Origin of the sequence: Streptomyces sp. NPDC007264 (assembly GCF_042869095.1) — a bacterium.
Lineage (GTDB): Bacteria > Actinomycetota > Actinomycetes > Streptomycetales > Streptomycetaceae > Streptomyces.
Window position 1 is genome coordinate 103,373 of the sequence record NZ_JBIAFD010000017.1, and the last position, 19,174, is coordinate 122,546.

The 19,174-nt window shown below is 73.6% G+C and carries 16 protein-coding genes; 14 read left to right on the forward strand and 2 right to left on the reverse strand.

What is annotated here, in order from left to right:
• Positions 1-133 precede the first annotated feature (133 nt).
• From ACFYMU_RS26250 to ACFYMU_RS26260, 3 genes are all read left to right on the forward strand, one after another.
• On the forward strand, positions 134-2,071 hold the full coding sequence (locus ACFYMU_RS26250; protein WP_388377824.1) for a SpoIIE family protein phosphatase: 1,938 nt from the start codon (positions 134-136) through the stop codon (positions 2,069-2,071).
• 31 nt (positions 2,072-2,102) lie between these two features.
• Positions 2,103-3,335, forward strand: a complete 1,233-nt coding sequence (hemW, locus tag ACFYMU_RS26255) for a radical SAM family heme chaperone HemW (protein ID WP_388377827.1) — start codon at positions 2,103-2,105, stop codon at positions 3,333-3,335.
• Positions 3,336-3,439: 104 nt separating this feature from the next.
• Positions 3,440-4,030: a Uma2 family endonuclease gene (locus tag ACFYMU_RS26260; protein WP_388377830.1), complete on the forward strand. Its 591-nt coding sequence runs from the start codon at positions 3,440-3,442 to the stop codon at positions 4,028-4,030.
• Here ACFYMU_RS26260 and ACFYMU_RS26265 read toward each other — a convergent pair.
• Both ACFYMU_RS26265 and ACFYMU_RS26270 read right to left on the reverse strand, forming a co-directional pair.
• On the reverse strand, positions 4,008-4,817 hold the full coding sequence (locus ACFYMU_RS26265) for a DUF3097 domain-containing protein (RefSeq protein ID WP_388377832.1): 810 nt from the start codon (positions 4,815-4,817) through the stop codon (positions 4,008-4,010). The genes ACFYMU_RS26260 and ACFYMU_RS26265 overlap by 23 nt on opposite strands.
• Positions 4,818-4,863: 46 nt before the next feature.
• Positions 4,864-5,598 carry an MBL fold metallo-hydrolase gene (locus tag ACFYMU_RS26270; protein WP_388377834.1) on the reverse strand — a complete coding sequence of 245 codons (735 nt, stop codon included), beginning with the start codon at positions 5,596-5,598 and terminating at the stop codon, positions 4,864-4,866.
• A 191-nt stretch (positions 5,599-5,789) separates the two neighbouring features.
• On the opposite strand from ACFYMU_RS26270, the gene hrcA reads away from it, so the two are divergent.
• From hrcA to ACFYMU_RS26325, 11 genes are all read left to right on the forward strand, one after another.
• A complete protein-coding gene (gene hrcA / locus ACFYMU_RS26275; RefSeq protein ID WP_388377836.1) occupies positions 5,790-6,809 on the forward strand; it encodes a heat-inducible transcriptional repressor HrcA in 1,020 nt (339 codons plus the stop codon).
• Positions 6,810-7,946, forward strand: coding sequence for a molecular chaperone DnaJ (dnaJ, locus tag ACFYMU_RS26280; RefSeq protein WP_388377838.1), 1,137 nt, complete (start codon positions 6,810-6,812; stop codon positions 7,944-7,946).
• Between the two features lie 289 nt (positions 7,947-8,235).
• The gene (locus ACFYMU_RS26285; protein ID WP_388377840.1) at positions 8,236-9,354 is read left to right on the forward strand and encodes a nitronate monooxygenase; all 1,119 of its coding nucleotides are present in this window, start codon (positions 8,236-8,238) and stop codon (positions 9,352-9,354) included.
• Complete coding sequence (locus ACFYMU_RS26290) at positions 9,351-10,088, forward strand: 16S rRNA (uracil(1498)-N(3))-methyltransferase (RefSeq protein ID WP_388377842.1); 738 nt, start codon at positions 9,351-9,353, stop codon at positions 10,086-10,088. The genes ACFYMU_RS26285 and ACFYMU_RS26290 overlap by 4 nt, the downstream gene beginning before the upstream one ends.
• Before the next feature lie 132 nt (positions 10,089-10,220).
• Complete coding sequence (locus ACFYMU_RS26295) at positions 10,221-10,763, forward strand: hypothetical protein (protein ID WP_388377844.1); 543 nt, start codon at positions 10,221-10,223, stop codon at positions 10,761-10,763.
• A gap of 70 nt (positions 10,764-10,833) precedes the next feature.
• Positions 10,834-14,040 carry a S41 family peptidase gene (locus ACFYMU_RS26300; RefSeq protein ID WP_388377847.1) on the forward strand — a complete coding sequence of 1,069 codons (3,207 nt, stop codon included), beginning with the start codon at positions 10,834-10,836 and terminating at the stop codon, positions 14,038-14,040.
• Between the two features lie 178 nt (positions 14,041-14,218).
• Complete coding sequence (locus ACFYMU_RS26305) at positions 14,219-14,572, forward strand: histidine triad nucleotide-binding protein (protein ID WP_388377850.1); 354 nt, start codon at positions 14,219-14,221, stop codon at positions 14,570-14,572.
• Between the two features lie 6 nt (positions 14,573-14,578).
• Positions 14,579-15,484 (forward strand): ribonuclease Z, encoded by a 906-nt coding sequence (locus tag ACFYMU_RS26310; RefSeq protein WP_388377853.1) that lies wholly within the window; start codon positions 14,579-14,581, stop codon positions 15,482-15,484.
• A gap of 20 nt (positions 15,485-15,504) precedes the next feature.
• The gene (locus ACFYMU_RS26315) at positions 15,505-16,497 is read left to right on the forward strand and encodes an adenosine deaminase (protein WP_388377856.1); all 993 of its coding nucleotides are present in this window, start codon (positions 15,505-15,507) and stop codon (positions 16,495-16,497) included.
• Positions 16,498-16,592: 95 nt separating this feature from the next.
• A complete protein-coding gene (locus ACFYMU_RS26320; RefSeq protein WP_388377859.1) occupies positions 16,593-17,945 on the forward strand; it encodes a glucarate dehydratase family protein in 1,353 nt (450 codons plus the stop codon).
• Positions 17,946-18,030: 85 nt separating this feature from the next.
• Complete coding sequence (locus ACFYMU_RS26325; protein WP_388377862.1) at positions 18,031-19,143, forward strand: carbohydrate kinase family protein; 1,113 nt, start codon at positions 18,031-18,033, stop codon at positions 19,141-19,143.
• Positions 19,144-19,174: the final 31 nt, after the last annotated feature.

Here is a 19,174-nt window from a genome sequence, read left to right on the forward strand (position 1 = left end):
CGAGCACTTGTGGAGCACTGTTCCCTTTCGAGGCGGGCCACTTCGGTAACTCGGCGCTTATGGACGCGGTCGGTCTGTCACCCTGTCCGCATCGCCAGAGGCGCATTCGTCCGACCACACCGGGGGGTTGTCCATGAGGGCCGTTCCGACGCAGCGCGAGACCGTGTCCCGTGCCCCCGACGCGTCGGCGCACGACGGCGCGGGGCTGTGGGCGTCGGCCCGCACCACGCTGCCCGGAGGCCCGCTCGCGCCCGGCGCCGCCCGCCGGTTCCTGCGCGCCGCCCTCACCGAATGGGAGGGGCTCGCCGAGCCCGGCACCGTCACCGCGCGGCTGGGCGACGAGGCGCTGGTCGTCGTCAGCGAACTCGTCACCAACGCCGTCGTGCACGCGGGCACGGACATCGACCTGGTCTGCCGGCTGGAGGACCCCCGGGACGAGCCGGCCGGACTCGTCGTCGAGGTCTCCGACCGTCACCCCTCGCGCGTCGTGGGGGACGACAGCGCCGGACACCCCTACGGAGTCCCCGAGTACGGGCGCGGCCTGCGGCTCGTCTCCACGCTCGCCACGGCCTGGGGGATCACCTACCGCACCGGTGCCAAGACCGTCTGGGCACGCCTGCCCCTGGACGGCACCCTGGACGCCGAGGAGGAGATCGAGGCGTACGCCGGCGAGGGCGCCCTGGAGTGGGAGCCGGGCACGGCCGACGGCGTCGGGCCCGACCTCCTCGCGTACCCCGACCCGGGGCGCGGCGCCCCCGACCGGGACTGGCGGGGCCGCGGCGCCCTGTCCTTCCTCGCCGAGGCGTCCGACCTGCTCGCCGGGCAGCTCGACGAGGACCTGGTGGCGGCGCTCACCGGGCAGCTGCTCGTGCCGCGGCTGGCCGACTGGTGCGCGGTGTGGCTGGAGGACGAGGCGACCGGCTGGCGCGGACCCGAGGCGGCAGTCGCCCCCGGGTCGCGGCTCGCCCGCGTCTGGCACGGCAGCGAGAACCGGATCGAGGAACTGCGCCGGGCCCTCGAGAAGGATCCGCCCCGGCTGCCCGAAGCGGTGCGCTCCCGCGCGGTGCCGGTGCCCTGGCCCGCCGAGGCGCTGGGCCCGCGGGGCGCGACCGGGGCGGCGCTCGCCTACCGGCTGATCGCCGGCGGCCGGCCGCTCGGCACGCTCGTCATCGGCCGGGCGGGGCTGCCGCGCTTCCCGGACGAGATCACCGGCCTCGTCGAGGACCTCAGCCGCCGGGTGGCGCTGGCCATCGGGGCCGCCCGGCAGTACGCGCGTCAGGCCACCATCAGCCGGGTGCTGCAACGCGGGCTGCTGCCCGGGGCGGTCGCCGAGATCCCCGGCGTGCGCAGCGCGCTCGTCCACGAACCGCGCGACAAGGGCGGTCCCAGCGGCGACTTCTACGACCTGTTCCCGGCGGGGAACGGCCGATGGTGCTTCGCCCTCGGCGACGTCCAGGGCAAGGGCCCCGAGGCGGCCGTCGTGATCGGGCTCGCCCGGCCCTGGCTGCGGCTGCTGGCCCGCGAGGGGTACGACGTCCCGGACGTCCTGGACCGACTCAACCAGCTCCTGCTGGACGACGCGACGGAAGCCTCGGACGCGGCGGCACGGGCGCTGGTGGCGGCGGGCGCCCCCGTGCCGGTCGTCGACGACGGCCCGCACGCCCGCTTCCTCTCGCTCCTCTACGGCGAGCTGGTGCCCTTCGACGGCGGGGTCCGGTGCACGCTGGCCGCGGCCGGGCATCCGCTGCCGCTGCTGCTGGGGCCGGACGGCGGCGTACGGCCCGTGGCGCAGCCGCAGACCCTGCTCGGAGTCGTCGAGGACGTGACGTACACGTGCGAGACCTTCGAGCTGCGCCCCGCCGACACGCTGCTGTGCGTCACGGACGGGGTGACGGAGCGGCGCAGCGGATCGCGCCAGTTCGACGACGGGGACGGGCTCGCCGCGGCGCTCGCCGGCTGCGCCGGACTGACCGCCCAGCTGATCGCGGAGCGGATCAGGAGGCTGGTGCACGAGTTCGGCGGGAATCCGCCGGAGGACGATCTGGCGCTGCTGGTGCTCCAGGCGGAATGAGGACGCCCGGTGGTACGGGACAATGGAGGGCATGCCCTCCGCACTCCCCGACGGCGAACCCGTCCCCGACGACGGCGCACTGCCCGCGCACGCGCTCGCCGGGGCCGCCGGGCGCCCTCTCGGGTTCTACCTCCACGTGCCGTACTGCGCCACGCGCTGCGGCTACTGCGACTTCAACACGTACACGGCGACGGAGCTGCGGGGCACCGGGGGCGTCCTCGCCTCGCGGGACACCTACGCGGCGACCCTGATCGACGAGATCCGCCTGGCCCGCAAGGTGCTGGGCGACGACCCGCGCGAGGTGCGCACGGTGTTCGTCGGGGGCGGCACGCCGACGCTGCTGGCGGCGGACGACCTCGTACGGATGCTGGGGGCGATCCGGGACGAGTTCGGCCTCGCCGCCGATGCGGAGGTGACGACGGAGGCCAACCCGGAGTCGGTCGGTCCGGAGTATCTGGCGGCCCTCCGGGAGGGCGGCTTCACACGGATCTCCCTCGGCATGCAGAGCGCCCGCCCGCACGTCCTGAGGATCCTGGACCGCACCCACACCCCGGGCCGCCCCGAGGCGTGCGTGGCCGAGGCGCGGGCGGCGGGCTTCGAGCATGTGAACCTGGACCTGATCTACGGGACGCCGGGGGAGTCGGACGACGACTGGCGGGCGTCGCTGGAGGCGGCGCTGGGGGCGCGGCCCGACCATGTCTCGGCGTACGCGCTGATCGTGGAGGAGGGCACGCAGCTGGCGCGTCGCATCCGCCGGGGCGAGATCCCCATGACGGACGACGACGTGCACGCGGACCGGTACCTGATCGCGGAGGAGGTGCTGTCGGCGGCGGGCTACGAGTGGTACGAGGTCTCGAACTGGGCCGTGTCGGAGTCCGGCCGCTGCCTGCACAACGAGCTGTACTGGCGCGGCGCCGACTGGTGGGGCGCGGGCCCCGGAGCGCACTCGCACATCGGCGGCGTGCGCTGGTGGAACGTGAAGCATCCGGCGGCGTACGGGGCGGCCCTGGCGGAGGGCCGTTCCCCCGGGGCCGGGCGGGAGGTCCTGAGGGACGAGGACCGCCGGGTGGAGCGCGTCCTGCTGGAACTGCGGCTGCGGGAGGGGGTGCCGCTGACTCTGCTGCGAGAGGAGGGGCTGGCGGCTTCCCGGCGGGCGCTGGCGGAGGGGCTGCTGGAGGAGGGGCCGTACGGGGAGGGGCGGGCCGTTCTGACGCTGCGGGGGCGGCTGCTGGCGGACGCGGTGGTGCGGGACCTGGTGGACTGATCACTCCGGCGGGTGAATCGGTGCGGAACGCCGGTTCGGTCCCTAACCTGATTCGTAGGCTGCTGCCGTAATCGCACGGTGGCGGAAACCGGAGGGCTGCGGAGATGACCGCTGTGGACGACCGACCGATGACCACCGGCATCGTGAAGATCTTCGAGAACCTTGAGGTTCCCGACGGCTTCAAAGTCGAACTCCTCCGGGGGGTAATTGTGATGATGGCGGGGCCAGACGTGGCCCACAACGACATCGTGGAGGCGGTCCAGGACCAGATCCCCCGGCGGCACTGGCGGCGACTCCAGACACAGGACATCGCCATCCTTGAAGAGACCAGTGAGCCGCAGCCTGACCTTGTGGTGGTGGAGCGCGGTGCCGGGCCCGGTCAAGGAAGGTTGATGCCGTCCGAGGTCATCACCTTGCTCGTGGAGGTGGTCTCCAAGACAAGCGTGGACCGAGATTACGGGGTCAAGCGTTCCATCTATGCAGCTGCAAAAATCCCTGCCTACCTCATCATCGACCCCGTCATGGGCCAGTGCGTACTGCTTACCGAGCCGACGGGCCACGGAGAGGACGCGGATTACCGGTGCCAGCGGATCACCAAGTTCGGCGATCTCACGCCATTGGAGCCTCTCGGTATCCAGCTGGATACCAGCGAATTCGCCACGTACGACAACGTCAGGCCCCACCGTTGGCCGTGACGAAGTCGATCAGTTCCTCCACCCGCCCCAGCAACTCCGGCTCCAGATCCTTGAAGGACCGCACCCGCGCAAGGATCCGCTGCCACGCCTCGCCGGTGTTCTCCGGCCAGCCCAGCGCCCGGCACACCCCCTTCTTCCAGTCCTGCCCGCGCGGGACGGCCGGCCACTCACGGATGCCCAGGGACGACGGCTTCACCGCCTGCCAGATGTCGATGTAGGGGTGTCCGACCACCAGGGCGTGCCCGCTCGTCACCGACTCCGCGATGCGCCACTCCTTCGAGCCGGGGACCAGGTGGTCCACCAGGACGCCGAGGCGGGCGTCGGGGCCGGGGGCGAAGGACGCCACGATCGACGGCAGGTCGTCGACGCCCTCCAGGTACTCCACCACGACGCCCTCGATGCGCAGGTCGTCGCCCCACACCTTCTCGACCAGCTCCGCGTCGTGACGGCCCTCGACGTAGATGCGGCCGGCCCGGGCCACCCTCGCCCGTGCCCCCGGCACGGCCACCGAGCCCGACGCCGTACGGGTGGGGCGCCGCACAGGAGCCTTCGGGCGCACCAGCGTCACCACCCTGCCCTCCAGGAGGAACCCCCGCGGCTCCAGGGGGAACACCCGGTGCTTGCCGAAGCGGTCCTCCAACGTCACGGTGCCCGCCTCGCAGCGGATCACCGCGCCGCAGAAGCCGGTGCGCGGCTCCTCCACCACCAGCCCGGGATCCGCCGGGACCTCCGGCACGGGACTCGGCTTCTTCCACGGCGGGGTCAGGTCCGGCGAGTAACTGCGCATTCGGACGACGATAGGAGAAGCCGGGGCCGGACGGTGCGGCGAGCGCCTACGACACGCCGAAACGGGCGGCCAGTTCGGCCCGCTGGGACCGGACGAACTCCGCGTCCACGACCGCGCCGTGCCCCGGCACGTATCGCGCGTCCTCCCCGCCCAGCTCCAGCAGCCGGTCCAGGGCCGCCGGCCAGTGCGAGGGGACCGCGTCCGGGCCGGCCTGCGGCTCACCCGACTCCTCCACCAGGTCCCCGCAGAACACCACCTCCGGGTCGCCGGGGACGAGGACCACCAGGTCGTGGGCGGTGTGGCCGGGGCCCACGTCGGCCAGCAGGACCTGCACCCCGCCCAGGTCCAGCGTCCGCTCGCCCGACACATGGTGGCGCGGACGCACCAGCACGTCCGCGGCCTCGGCCGCCGCCTCCGGGTCCAGGCCGTGGCGCACGGCGTCCGCGACCAGTTCGTCACGGCCGCGCAGAAGCACCGCGTCGACGCCCGCCGCCCCGAACACCTCCGCGCCCGCGAACGCCGCCGCCCCGAGGACATGGTCGAAGTGGGGATGGGTGAGCGCGAGATGCGTCACACGCCGGTCCCCGCCGAGCGGCGCGAGCAGCCGCCGCGTCTGCGCGCGCAACCGCGCGCCCTCGCCGAGGCTCGACCCCGCGTCCACGAGGAGCGCCCCGTGCTCGCCGACCACGAGCCCGGCCGTGCAGTCCCAGACCGGAAGCCGCCGCCGCCCCGAGCTCGGACCGAGCGGCTCCCACCCGGACCCTTCCCACAGCACCGTCATACCGCGACGCTATCGGCAGGCCCCCGGCCTGGCAGGACAGCCCGGGACAGGTCGGTACACGTCGGCACGACAGCCGGGCTCTCCCTTGCCGGGTGCGTACCCGACCGCCGTACACTGGGCCCCGGGATGCTGGCACTCGTATACGCAGAGTGCCAGGGGAAGCGCAGGGAAGATCGCTGGAGGTGCGCGCGATGCTCAGTGAACGCAGGCTCGAAGTGCTGCGCGCCATCGTCCAGGACTACGTGGGCACCGAGGAGCCGGTGGGGTCCAAGGCGCTCACCGAGCGGCACAATCTCGGCGTCTCCCCGGCCACCGTCCGCAACGACATGGCCGCGCTGGAGGAGGAGGGGTACATCGCCCAGCCGCACACCAGCGCCGGACGCATCCCCACGGACAAGGGCTACCGCCTCTTCGTCGACAAGCTCGCGGCCGTCAAGCCGATGAGTCCGCCGGAGCGCCGCGCGATCCAGAACTTCCTGGAGTGCGCGGTCGACCTCGACGACGTGGTGGCGCGCACGGTACGCCTGCTCGCGCAGCTCACCCGGCAGGTCGCCGTCGTGCAGTACCCGTCGCTGACGCGCTCGACCGTGCGGCACGTGGAGCTGCTGTCCATGGCGCCCGCGCGCGTGATGCTGGTTCTGATCACGGACACCGGCCGGGTGGAGCAGCGGATGATCGACTGCCCCGCGCCGTTCGGGGAGACGTCCCTCGCCGACCTGAGGGCGCGGCTCAACAGTCGGGTGGCGGGCCGCCGTTTCGCGGACGTCCCGCAGCTCGTGCAGGACCTGCCCGAGGCGTTCGAGGAGCCGGAGGACCGCGGCGCGGTCTCGACGGTGCTGTCCACCCTCCTGGAGACGCTCGTGGAGGAGACCGAGGAGCGGCTGATGATCGGCGGCACCGCCAATCTCACCCGTTTCGCGCACGACTTCCCGCTCACCATCCGCCCCGTCCTGGAGGCGCTGGAGGAGCAGGTCGTCCTCCTCAAGCTGTTGGGCGAGGCGAAGGATCCGGCCATGATGGTGCGTATCGGCCATGAGAACGCGTACGAGGGACTCAACTCCACGTCCATCGTCTCCGTCGGCTACGGTTCGGGCGGCGAGGCAGTAGCGAAACTCGGCGTGGTCGGACCGACCCGCATGGATTACCCGGGAACGATGGGAGCGGTACGAGCGGTGGCACGGTACGTCGGACAGATCCTGGCGGAGTCGTAAGTGGCCACGGACTACTACGCCGTACTCGGCGTACGCCGCGACGCGTCACAGGATGAGATCAAGAAGGCGTTCCGCCGGCTCGCCCGCGAGCTGCACCCGGACGTCAACCCCGATCCGAAGACGCAGGAGCGGTTCAAGGAGATCAACGCCGCCTACGAGGTGCTCTCGGACCCGCAGAAGAAGCAGGTCTACGACCTCGGCGGCGACCCGCTGTCCCAGGCGGGCGGCGGGGGTGCCGGCGGCTTCGGTGCGGGCGGCTTCGGAAACTTCTCCGACATCATGGACGCGTTCTTCGGCACGGCGTCGCAGCGCGGTCCGCGCTCGCGCACCCGCCGCGGCCAGGACGCGATGATCCGGCTCGAGGTCGATCTCGACGAGGCGGCCTTCGGCACGACCAAGGACATCCAGGTCGACACGGCCGTCGTCTGCAACACCTGCAACGGCGAGGGGGCGGCGCCCGGGACGAGCGCCCAGACCTGCGACATGTGCCGGGGCCGCGGTGAGGTCTCGCAGGTCACCCGGTCCTTCCTCGGCCAGGTCATGACGTCGCGGCCGTGCCCGCAGTGCCAGGGGTTCGGCACCATCGTGCCGAACCCGTGCCCGGAGTGCGCGGGCGACGGCCGGGTGCGCTCCCGCAGGACGCTCACCGTCAAGATCCCCGCCGGTGTCGACAACGGCACGCGGATCCAGCTCGCGGGCGAGGGCGAGGTCGGCCCCGGCGGCGGCCCCGCCGGCGACCTGTACGTCGAGATCCACGAGCTGCCGCACTCGACCTTCCAGCGCCGTGGCGACGACCTGCACTGCACGGTCACCATCCCGATGACCGCCGCGGCGCTCGGCACGAAGGTGCCGCTGGAGACGCTCGACGGCCTGGAAGACGTCGACATCCGCCCCGGCACGCAGTCCGGGCAGTCGATCCCGCTGCACGGACGCGGCGTCACGCACCTGCGCGGCGGCGGCCGGGGCGACCTGGTCGTGCACGTCGAGGTGCAGACCCCGACGAAGATGGACCCGGAGCAGGAGCGGCTGCTGCGCGAGCTGGCCAAGCTGCGGGGCGAGGAGCGGCCGCAGGGGCAGTTCCAGCCGGGGCAGCAGGGGCTGTTCTCGCGGCTGAAGGATGCGTTCAACGGGCGGTGACGTGGTGCCCTGCGTCACCGGGATGTCTGGGGGCTGCCGCCCCCAGGCCCCCGCTCCGGCCTGAACGGCCTTGTCCTCCAACGCCGGACGGGCTGGTGGTGGGCCCGGGTGGTCTTGTGCTCAAGCGCCGGACGGGCTGGTGGTGGCGGGCGGTGAGGGTGGGGCGGCAGGCCGGATTGTGGTGGGTCTCGTCGTGCCTCCAGTGCCCTGACCCGGTGCCCATTCCGCGGGCATATGCCAGAGGAAGGCTGGATTCGGACCTCTTCGGCGGACGTGACACCATGCGGTCATGTCCACCGCGCTGACCGATCTCCTCCGCCATCCGATCGTGCAGGCCCCCATGGCGGGCGGCGTCTCCGTGCCGCAGCTCGCCGCCGCCGTGTCGGAGGCGGGGGGCCTGGGGTTCCTCGCCGCCGGGTACAAGACCGCCGACGGCATGTACCAGGAGATCAAGCAGCTCCGCGGCCTCACCGGCGCCCCCTTCGGCGTGAACCTGTTCATGCCGCAGCCCGACCCCGGCGCAGGCACCGGCTCCGCGGGAGCGGCTGCCGCCGCGCTGCCCTCTGCCGCCGCCGTCGAGGTCTACGCCAACCAGCTCGCCGGCGAGGCGGCCTGGTACGAGACGGAACTGGGCGACCCGGACAGCGGGCGGGACGACGGCTACGACGCCAAGCTCGCCGTCCTGCTCGACAACCCGGTCCCGGTGGTCTCCTTCCACTTCGGCGTCCCCGCCCCGGACGTCCTGGACTCGCTGCGCCGCGCGGGCACCCTCACCCTGGTCACCGCGACCACCGTGGACGAGGCCCTCACCGTGCAACGGGCGGGCGCCGACGCCGTGATCGTGCAGGGCCTCGAGGCCGGCGGCCACCAGGGCACCCACCGCGACCTCCTCGAGAACGACCCCTGCGGCATCGGACTGCTCTCGCTGGTCGCCCAGGTCCGCGAGAGCGTGCGGATCCCGCTCGTGGCGGCCGGCGGGATCATGCGCGGCAGCCAGATCGCCGCGGTGCTCGCGGCGGGTGCCGACGCCGCCCAGCTCGGCACCGCGTTCCTCGCCACGCCCGAGTCCGGCGCTCACCCCCTGCACAAGCGGGCGCTGACCGATCCCCTGTTCGTCCGGACGGAGCTGACGCGCGCGTTCTCCGGGCGCCCGGCGCGCGCACTGGTCAACCGCTTCATGCGCGAGCACGGACCCTACGCGCCCGCCGCCTATCCGGAGGTCCACCATCTGACCTCGCCGCTGCGCAAGGCGGCCGCCAAGAGCGGCGACGCGCAGGGCATGGCGCTGTGGGCCGGCCAGGGCCATCGCCTGGCGCGCGAGTTGCCCGCCGGGCAACTGGTGGAGGTGCTGGTGACGGAGGCAGGAGCGGCGCTGACAGCGTTGTCGACGAGAGGTGCGTCCCGATGACCGCCCCGGTGTTCGTGGTCGAGCGATTCGACGTCACCGGACCGGAGTTCGTGCTCGACGGTCCCGAGGGGCGGCACGCCGTCTCGGTGAAGCGGCTCCAGCCCGGCGAGGAGGTCGTCCTCACCGACGGCGCCGGGCGCTACGCGGTGTGCGACGTGATCGGCACCGAGGGCAAGGACCGGCTGATCGTCCACATGACCTCCGTCGCCGAGGAGCCGGAGGAGTCCCCCCGGATCACCGTCGTCCAGGCCCTGCCCAAGGGCGACCGGGGGGAGTTGGCCGTGGAGACCATGACCGAGGTCGGTGTCGACGCGATCGTCCCGTGGTCGGCCTCCCGGTGCATCACGCAGTGGAAGGGCGAGCGCGGTCTGAAGGCGCTCGGCAAGTGGCGGGCCACCGCCCGCGAGGCGGGCAAGCAGTCCCGCCGGGTGCGCTTCCCGGAGGTCGCGGACGCGGCAACCACCCGCCAGGTTGCGGCACTTCTGGCCACAGCGGATTTCGCCGCCGTCCTGCACGAGAGCGGCGAGGAGCCCCTGGCCACCGCGGACCTTCCCACCGAGGGCCGGGTCGTGCTGGTCGTGGGGCCCGAAGGGGGCGTCTCCCCGGAGGAGCTGGCGCTTTTCGGGGAGGCGGGGGCGAGGGCGTTCCGGCTGGGGCGCACCGTCCTGCGTACGTCGACCGCGGGCACCGCGGCGGCCGCGCTGCTGCTCGGCCGCACCGGCCGCTGGTCCTGATCCGCGGACACCCACGGGTGACGCGGGGAACCAGGGGCTGTTCCCCGCACAGACAGCGCTCGCCCGGTCGGGGCGAGCGGGTGGCCGTATGCGCTCTACCGTCACGGGCGGGAGAGTGGCAGGCTGCCGTCCATGGGGGCATTGAGGCGGATTTGGCGGCCGAAGCAACGGCGGCTCGCGGTCGTGACCGGGCTCGTGGCCGTCGCCGTGGGCGGAGCCGTGGCGTGCCAGCCCGGCGACCTGAGCTCCGCGTCGGTGGCGTACACGACCGACCAGACCGCGACCGGTCAACTGCGGCGGCAGCACGTGGACGTGCGCTGGCTCAGCTGCACGGGCGACTACGGCAACGGCGGCAAGGCCGCCACGTCCGGCGGCACGCCCGCGCCGGGTGAGACCACCGTCGTCCGCGTCGACTGCCAGGGGCAGACGGGCGACGACAAGGACATCACCGTCAAGGGCAGGATCACCCGGGCCGTCGACGGCAGGTGCGTCCGCGGGGACCTCAGGGCCACCGTGGGCGGCAAGGAGGTGTTCCACGTGAGCGGCCTCGGCAACTGCAACGCGCCCAGCACTCCGGGGTACACGCCGCCCGGGGGCCCCGGGCCCACCGTCACCGTGACGAAGACGATCTGGTGCCAGGGCGATCCGACCTGCTGGCCGGTCCAGGGCAAGTGACGGGGGCATGGGACGCAGGCAACAGCGCAAACCCCTGTCAGGGACGACGCTCGCTGCTTAGGGTGATCTGGTGACTCAGTCCGCATCGCCCGCGTATCTCCGGTTCCCGCACCTGCACGGCGAGTTGCTCGCCTTCACCGCCGAGGACGACGTGTGGGTCGCCCCGGTCGACGGCGGCCGCGCCTGGCGCGTCAGCGCCGACAACGTCCCCGTCAACCACCCCCGGATATCCCCGGACGGCACGACCGTCGCCTGGACGTCCACCCGCGACGGCGCCCCCGAGGTGCACATCGCCCCGGTCGACGGTGGCCCCAGCCGGCGGCTGACCCACTGGGGCAGCGTGAAGACCCAGGTGCGCGGCTGGACCCCCGAGGGACGGGTGCTCGCCCTCAGCACGGTCGGCCAGGCGTCGCTGCGCCGCACCTGGGCGCGCGCGGTGCCGCTCGACGGCGGGGCGGCGACCACCCTGCCGTACGGGCCCGTCGGCGGCGTCGCCCACGGGCCGGGCACGGTGCTGCTGTCCGCGACCATGGGCCGCGAGGCGGCGCACTGGAAACGCTACCGGGGCGGCACGGCAGGCAAGCTGTGGATCGACCGGGCCGGCGAGGGGGAGTTCGTGCGGCTGCACGAGGACCTCGACGGCAACATCGAGTACCCGTCCTGGGTCGGGGAGCGCGTCGCCTTCCTCAGCGACCACGAGGGTGTGGGGGCGCTGTACTCGTCCTCGGCCGACGGGTCGGACCTGCGGCGGCACACGCCCCTGGGCGGCTTCTACGCCCGGCACGCCGCCACCGACGGCACCCGGGTCGTGTACGCGTCCGCCGGCGAACTCTGGCTCCTGGACGACCTGGACGGGGCCGAGCCCCGACGGCTCGACGTCCGGCTCGGCGGGCAGCGCGTCGACCTCCAGCCGTACCCCGTCGGCGCGGCCCGCTGGTTCGGCTCCGCCTCGCCCGACCACACCGGGCGCGGCAGCGCCGTCGCGGTGCGGGGCGCCGTCCACTGGGTCACCCACCGCTCGGGACCCGCCCGCGCGCTCGCCGCCGAGCACGGTGTGCGGACCCGTCTGCCGCGCACCTTCCGCACGGACGGTGAGGAGTGGGTGGTGTGGGTCACGGACGCGGAGGGCGACGACGCGCTGGAGTTCGCGCCCGCCACCGGCCTCGCGCCCGGCGCCGTCCCACGGCGGCTCGCGGCCGGGCAGCTCGGCCGTGTGCTCGGACTCGCGGTGGCTCCCGACGGCAGCCGGGTCGCGGTCGCCGCGCACGACGGGCGGGTACTGCTCGTCGAGCGGGACAGCGGTGAGGTGCGCGAGGTCGACCGCAGCGAGGACGGCGAGGTCAGCGGGCTGGTGTTCGCGCCGGACTCGGCGTGGCTGGCCTGGTCGCACCCCGGCCCGCGCCCGCTGCGGCAGCTCAAGCTCGCCAACACGGCCGACCTGTCGGTGACGGAGGCGACACCGCTCCGCTTCCGCGACTACGCGCCCGCCTTCACGCTGGACGGCAAGCACCTGGCGTTCCTCTCGGCGCGCTCGTTCGACCCCGTCTACGACGAGCACGTCTTCGACCTGGCCTTCGTGGGCGGCTCGCGTCCGCACCTGATCACGCTCGCCGCGGCCACCCCCTCCCCCTTCGGCCCGCAGCGGCACGGCCGCCCCTTCGAGGCGCCCGACAAGGACGAGACGCCCGGCAGCGAGGGCGCGCCCGCCACCCGGATCGACCTGGAGGGCCTCGCCGACCGGATCGTGCCGTTCCCGGTCGAGGCCGCGCGCTACTCCGGGCTCCAGGCGGCCAAGGACGGGGTGCTGTGGCTGCGGCATCCGGTGCGCGGCGTGCTGGGCGCCTCGCGCGCCACGCCCGACGATCCCGATCCCCGGACCGAGCTGGAACGCTACGACCTCGTCCAGCAGCGCCTCGAGCACCTCAGCGCGGACGCCGAGCGCTTCTCGGTCACCGGCGACGGCAAACGGGTGCTGCTGTGGACCGACGGCAAGCTCAAGGTCGTACCGAGCGACCGGCGCGCCCCCAACGACGACGACAGCGACGCCAACATCACCGTGGACCTGTCGCGCGTACGGCAGACCGTCGACCCGGCGGCCGAGTGGCGGCAGATGTACGAGGAGACCGGCCGCCTCATGCGCGACAACTTCTGGCGGCCCGACCTGGGCGGGGTCGACTGGGACGGCGTACTGGACCGCTACCGGCCCGTGCTCGGGCGCGTCGCCACGCACGACGACCTCGTCGACCTCCTGTGGGAGGTGCAGGGCGAACTGGGCACCTCGCACGCCTATGTGACGCCCGCGGGCGGGAGCTGGGCCGGCGACCGGCAGCAGGGGCTGCTCGGGGCCGACCTGTCCCGGCACGCGGACGGGAGCTGGCGCATCGACCGCGTGCTGCCCTCGGAGACCTCCGACCCCGACGCGCAGGCACCGCTGGCGGCGCCCGGCGTGGCCGTACGGGCGGGAGACGCGATCGTCGCGGTCGGCGGCCGGCCGGTGGACCCGGTGACCGGGCCGGGGCCGCTGCTGGTCGGGACGGCCGGCAAGCCGGTGGAGCTGACGATCTCGCCGGCGGGCGGGGGCGAGCCGCGGCACGCCGTCGTCGTCCCGATCGCGGACGAGGAGCCGTTGCGGTACCACGCGTGGGTGGCCGACCGGCGCGCCTACGTGCGCGAGAGGTCCGGCGGCCGGCTCGGCTATCTGCACGTGCCGGACATGGTGGGCTCCGGGTGGGCCCAGCTCCACCGCGACCTGCGGATCGAGGTGGCCCGCGAGGGCCTGATCGTGGACGTGCGGGAGAACCGGGGCGGGCACACCTCCCAGCTGGTCGTGGAGAAGCTGGCCCGGCGGATCGTGGGCTGGGACCTGCCGCGCGGGATGCGGCCCTACAGCTATCCCGAGGACGCGCCCCGGGGGCCCGTCGTCGCGGTCGCCGACGAGTTCTCGGGGTCGGACGGGGACATCGTGAACGCGGCCGTCAAGGCGCTCGGGATCGGGCCGGTGGTGGGCACCCGGACGTGGGGCGGGGTCATCGGGATCGACAGCCGCTACCGGCTGGTCGACGGGACGCTGGTGACGCAGCCCAAGTACTCGTTCTGGCTGGAGGGTTACGGGTGGGGCGTGGAGAACCACGGGGTCGACCCGGACGTCGAGGTGGTCCAGGCGCCGCAGGACCACGCGGCGGGGCGTGACGTCCAGTTGGACGAGGCGGTGCGCATCGCGCTGGCCGCGCTGGAGGAGCGCCCGGCGAAGCAGCCCCCGGAGCTGCCGTCGCCGTGATCCCCCCGGCCCCGGGGCGGACAGCGCCTCCGTCCGGAGGCGGACGGTGCCCCCGCCCGGAGGCGGGTGGTGTCTCCCGCCCCGGGGGGACGGTGCCCGCCCGCCCTTCGAGACGGGCGGGCGGGGAAGGCCGATACGATGCCGTCGTCGTGATCAGTCTGTGTCAGGAGGCACGCACATGGCGGGAGAGCCGCAGGACGACTGCCTGTTCTGCAAGATCGCCGCAGGGCACATCCCGGCGACGGTCGTCCGGGAGACCGACACCACCGTCGCCTTCCGGGACATCAACCCCCAGGCGCCGACCCATGTGCTGGTCATCCCCCGGCTCCACTACCCGCACGCCGCCTCGCTCGCCGCCGCCGCGCCGGCCGTGGTCGCCGACGTGCTGCGGGAGGCCGGCGAGGTCGCCGCGGACGAGAAGCTCGACTCCTACCGCATCGTCTTCAACACCGGCACCGGGGCGGGCCAGACCGTCTTCCACGCGCACGCCCACCTCCTGGGCGGCCGCGGCCTGCAGTGGCCCCCCGGATAGGCCGCCGTGTCCGCACGCGAACTGGTGGTCCTGGGGACCGCCAGCCAGGTGCCCACCCGGCAGCGCAACCACAACGGCTACGTGCTGCGGTGGGACGGGGACGGCATCCTCTTCGACCCCGGTGAGGGCACCCAGCGGCAGATGCTCCGTGCCGGGGTCGCCGCGCACGACCTGCACCGGATCTGCGTCACGCACTTCCACGGCGACCACTCCCTCGGACTCGCCGGGGTGATCCAGCGCATCAACCTCGACCAGGTGCGCCACCGGATCACCGCCCACTACCCGGAGTCGGGGCAGCGGTTCTTCGAGCGGCTGCGGTACGCGACGGCGTACCGCGAGACGGTACGGGTGACCGAGGCACCCGTCGCCGCCGACGGTCCGCTCGCGGTCACCCCCGCCTACACGCTGGAGGCCCGCCGGCTGTCCCACCCCGTGGAGTCCTACGGCTACCGGCTGGTCGAGCCCGACGGGCGCCGCATGCTGCCCGAGCGGCTCGCCGCGCACGGCATCCAGGGGCCCGACGTCGGACGGATCCAGCGGGAGGGCTCCCTCGGCGGTGTCCCGCTCGACGAGGTCAGCGAGGTGCGGCGGGGGCAGCGGTTCGCCTTCGTGATGGACACACGGCTGTGCGCCGCCGTGCCCGCCCTCGCGGAGGGTTGCGACCTGCTGGTCATCGAGTCCACGTTCCTCGACGCGGACGCGCATCTGGCGGAGGACCACGGCCATCTGACCGCGGGTCAGGCCGGGCGGGTCGCCGCGGAGGCCGGGGTGCGCCACCTCGTCCTCACCCACTTCAGCCAGCGTTACACGGAACCCGAGGCCTTCGAGCGGGAGGCACGGGCCGCCGGGTTCGACGGCGAACTGACGGTGGCACACGATCTGATGACGGTGCCGGTTCCGAAACGTCGGTGAAACAGCCATAGGATGCTGCGATGCCCCTCCCGAAAGCGGAACTGCACCTGCACATCGAAGGCACCCTGGAGCCCGAGCTGGCGTTCGAGCTGGCCGCACGCAACGGAGTGAGTCTGCCCTACGCCGACGCGGACGATCTCCGCGCGGCCTACCGGTTCGAGGACCTCCAGTCCTTCCTGGACCTGTACTACGAACTGATGGCCGTCCTGCGGACGGAGCGGGACTTCGAGGACCTCGCGAACGCCTATCTCGCCCGGGCCGCCGCGCAGGGGGTGCGGCACGCCGAGATCTTCTTCGATCCGCAGGCCCACGCGGCCCGCGGCATCGGCATGGGCACGGTCGTCGAGGGGCTGTGGCGGGCGCTCGCCGGCAGCCAGGACAAGCACGGCGTCTCCACCCGGCTGATCATGTGCTTCCTGCGCGACGAGTCCGCCGAGTCGGCCATGGAGACCCTTCAGGCGGCGCGGCCGTACCTCGGCCGGATCGCCGGCATCGGCCTCGACTCGGCCGAGACCGGGAACCCTCCGGGGAGGTTCCGCGAGGTGTACGAGGCGGCCGCCGCCCTGGGCCTGCGGCGGGTGGCGCACGCCGGTGAGGAGGGGCCGCCGGAGTACATCACCGAGGCCCTCGACGTGCTCGGCGTGGAGCGCGTCGACCACGGGCTGCGCTGCATGGAGGATCCGGCGCTCGTCGAGCGGCTCGCGCGGGAGCGGATCCCGCTGACCCTGTGCCCCCTGTCGAACGTGCGCCTGCGCGCCGTCGACGCCCTGGCGGACCATCCGCTCCCGGCCATGCTGGACGCCGGGCTGCTGTGCACCGTCAACTCCGACGACCCCGCGTACTTCGGCGGGTACGTGGGGGACACCTTCGACGCCGTGCGCAGGGCCCTCGGGCTGAGCGAGGAGCGGCTGCGCGAACTGGCCCGCAATTCCTTCGTGGCCTCCTTCCTGGAGCACGACGAGGAGCGGCGGGCGCGTTGCCTCGCCGAGGTGGACGCGTACGAGTTCCCGTAGGGGCCGGGGACGGTCCGCCGGCGCCGGTTTGCGGGGCGGGCGGCCGGGTAGGCATGGGCTGCCCCATCTCGTTCGCATACGTGGATGACATCCATATGGGGAAACGAAAGGGGAGCCGCCCTGTGACCGCCGAGACCTCCCTCGACCTGTCCGTCGCCGAGGTGCGTCTGACCCCGGTGCTGGTCGCCGACCCACCGCTGCTGAACACGCAGGGCGTCCACCAGCCGTACACGCCCCGGCTGATCGTGGAGGTGGTGACGGCCGACGGGATCACGGGGCTCGGCGAGACGTACGGCGACACCGAGTACCTGGAGCTGGCCCGGCCCTTGGCGGACGGACTGACGGGCCGCCGGGTGACGGAGCTGAACGGCCTGTCGGCCCTCGCCGGAGAGGTCGCCGTCGACCGCTCCCGGGCCGGTGACGGGGTCGACGTCAGTGACCGGGTCGACGTCGGCGGGCTGCGCGGCGTCCGGACCGCCGACAAGCTGTGCCTGTCCGTGCTGTCCGCCTTCGAGGTCGCCTGCCTCGACGCCCTCGGCCAGGCGCTCGGCCTGCCCGTGCACGCACTGCTCGGCGGCAGGGTGCGGGACGCGGTGGAGTACAGCGGCTACCTCTTCTACCGGTGGGCCGGTCACCCCGAGGGCGTGGCGGGCGAGAAGGACGACTGGGGTGCCGCCCTCGATCCGGCCGGAGTCGTCGCGCAGGCCCGGATGTTCCAGGAGCGGTACGGCTTCCGGTCCTTCAAGCTCAAGGGCGGGGTCTTCCCGCCGGACGAGGAGATCGCCGCGGTCCGCGCCCTCGCCGAGGCGTTCCCCGGGCACCCCCTGCGCCTGGACCCGAACGGCGCCTGGTCCGTGGGGACGTCGCTGAGGGTGGCCCGGGAACTGGCCGGCGTCCTCGAGTACCTGGAGGACCCCGCCCTCGGCACGCCCGCCATGGCCGAGGTCGCGGCGGGCACCGAGGTGCCGCTGGCCACCAACATGTGCGTCACCACGTTCGCCGAGATCGAGGAGGCGTTCACACGCGGTGCCGTCCAGGTGCTGCTCTCCGACCACCACTACTGGGGCGGGCTGCGCGCCACCCGCGAACTCGCCGCCGTCTGCCGTGCGTTCGGAGTGGGGATGTCCATGCACTCCAACACGCACCTCGGCATCTCCCTCGCCGCGATGACCCATGTCGCCTCGACCGTGCCGGACCTCCGCCACGCCTGCGACACCCACTACCCGTGGCAGTCCGAGGACGTCCTCACCGAGCGCCTCGCCTTCCGGGACGGCACGATCGCCGTGCCGGACGCGCCCGGCCTCGGCGTCACGCTGGACCGCGACAGGCTGGCCGCCCTGCACCGGCGCTGGCTCACCGACGACGGCACCCTGCGCGACCGCGACGACGAGGCGGCGATGCGCGCCGCGGACCCCGACTGGCGTCCCCCGGCCACACCTCGCTGGTAGCGCCCGCCTCTCCCGGGTGACCCGCTCCCCCGGAGGGGGGCTTGGTGCACACTGGCTGGGTCCGCATCACGTCAGGGAGCGCACCGTGACCGCGTCCATCGGAGAGGGGCCGCAACGCCAGGCCCACGTCGACCCCCTTGCCGCCCTGCGCCTGCCCGACGACCCGCTGTGGGACGTCTACCTCACGGGCACGGTCTTCCTCGACATCATCTTCACCGGGCTGGACTCCGCCCCGGTCCGCGGCACCGAGAGCTGGGCGCGCGGCATGGGTTCGAGCCCCGGCGGCGTCGCCAACATGGCCACCGCGCTGGCCCGGCTGGGCCTGAGGACCTGTCTGGCGGCGGCCTTCGGCGACGACCACTACGGCGACTACTGCTGGGACGCCCTGGAGCGGGGCGAGGGCATCGACCTGTCGCCCTCCCGGACGGTTCCCGGCTGGCACTCGCCGGTCACCGTCTCCATGGCGTACGAGGGCGAACGGACCATGGTCTCCCACGGCCACGAGCCGCCGCCGCAGGAGCCAGCGCCCGACCGCCCGCCCCGTGCCCGCGCCGCCGTCGCCTCCCTGACCCCCGGCCGGCGCGCCCCCTGGATCGCCACGGCCGCACGGCAGGGCACCCGTGTCTTCGCCGACGTCGGCTGGGACGAGACCGGCGCCTGGAACCTGGGGGGTCTGGCCGACCTCGAACTGTGCGAGGCGTTCCTGCCGAACGCGGAGGAGGCCATGCGGTACACGGGCACGGACTGCCCGCGTGCCGCCGCGCACGCGCTCACCGAGTACGTGCCGCTGGCCGTCGTCACCCTCGGCGCGGAGGGCGCGTACGCCGTCGACCGGCGTACCGGGGAGACCGCCGCCGTGCCCGCGATCGCCGTCGAGGCGCTGGACCCCACGGGCGCGGGGGACGTCTTCGTGGCGGGCTTCGTGACCGGCACGCTCGCCGAGTGGCCGCTGGCCGACCGCCTGGCCTTCGCGGGGCTGACCGCCGCGCTGTCCGTGCAGGAGTTCGGCGGGTCGCTCTCCGCGCCCGGATGGTCCGAGATCGCGGCCTGGTGGCGGAAGGTGCAGTCGTACGAGAACCAGGAGCCCGCGGCGCTGCGCCGGTACGCCTTCCTCGACGGGCTGCTTCCCGAGGTGTGCGTGGAGCCGTGGCCGCGGCGGCGCGCGGTGCCGACGATCGGCTTCAGGCGGCCCGTCTGATCCGCCGGGCCGACCGGAAACGGTCGTTGAC

Excerpts from the sequence above, each read along its gene's own strand:
- ACFYMU_RS26260 (WP_388377830.1), top strand. The coding sequence starts at position 3,440 with ATGACCGCTGTGGACGACCGACCGATGACCACCGGCATCGTGAAGATC.
- ACFYMU_RS26285 (WP_388377840.1), top strand. The coding sequence starts at position 8,236 with ATGTCCACCGCGCTGACCGATCTCCTCCGCCATCCGATCGTGCAGGCC.
- ACFYMU_RS26270 (WP_388377834.1), bottom strand. The coding sequence starts at position 5,598 with ATGACGGTGCTGTGGGAAGGGTCCGGGTGGGAGCCGCTCGGTCCGAGC.
- hemW (WP_388377827.1), top strand. The coding sequence starts at position 2,103 with ATGCCCTCCGCACTCCCCGACGGCGAACCCGTCCCCGACGACGGCGCA.
- ACFYMU_RS26250 (WP_388377824.1), top strand. The coding sequence starts at position 134 with ATGAGGGCCGTTCCGACGCAGCGCGAGACCGTGTCCCGTGCCCCCGAC.
- ACFYMU_RS26295 (WP_388377844.1), top strand. The coding sequence starts at position 10,221 with ATGGGGGCATTGAGGCGGATTTGGCGGCCGAAGCAACGGCGGCTCGCG.
- ACFYMU_RS26315 (WP_388377856.1), top strand. The coding sequence starts at position 15,505 with ATGCCCCTCCCGAAAGCGGAACTGCACCTGCACATCGAAGGCACCCTG.
- ACFYMU_RS26320 (WP_388377859.1), top strand. The coding sequence starts at position 16,593 with ATGGGGAAACGAAAGGGGAGCCGCCCTGTGACCGCCGAGACCTCCCTC.
- ACFYMU_RS26290 (WP_388377842.1), top strand. The coding sequence starts at position 9,351 with ATGACCGCCCCGGTGTTCGTGGTCGAGCGATTCGACGTCACCGGACCG.
- ACFYMU_RS26305 (WP_388377850.1), top strand. The coding sequence starts at position 14,219 with ATGGCGGGAGAGCCGCAGGACGACTGCCTGTTCTGCAAGATCGCCGCA.
- hrcA (WP_388377836.1), top strand. The coding sequence starts at position 5,790 with ATGCTCAGTGAACGCAGGCTCGAAGTGCTGCGCGCCATCGTCCAGGAC.
- ACFYMU_RS26265 (WP_388377832.1), bottom strand. The coding sequence starts at position 4,817 with ATGCGCAGTTACTCGCCGGACCTGACCCCGCCGTGGAAGAAGCCGAGT.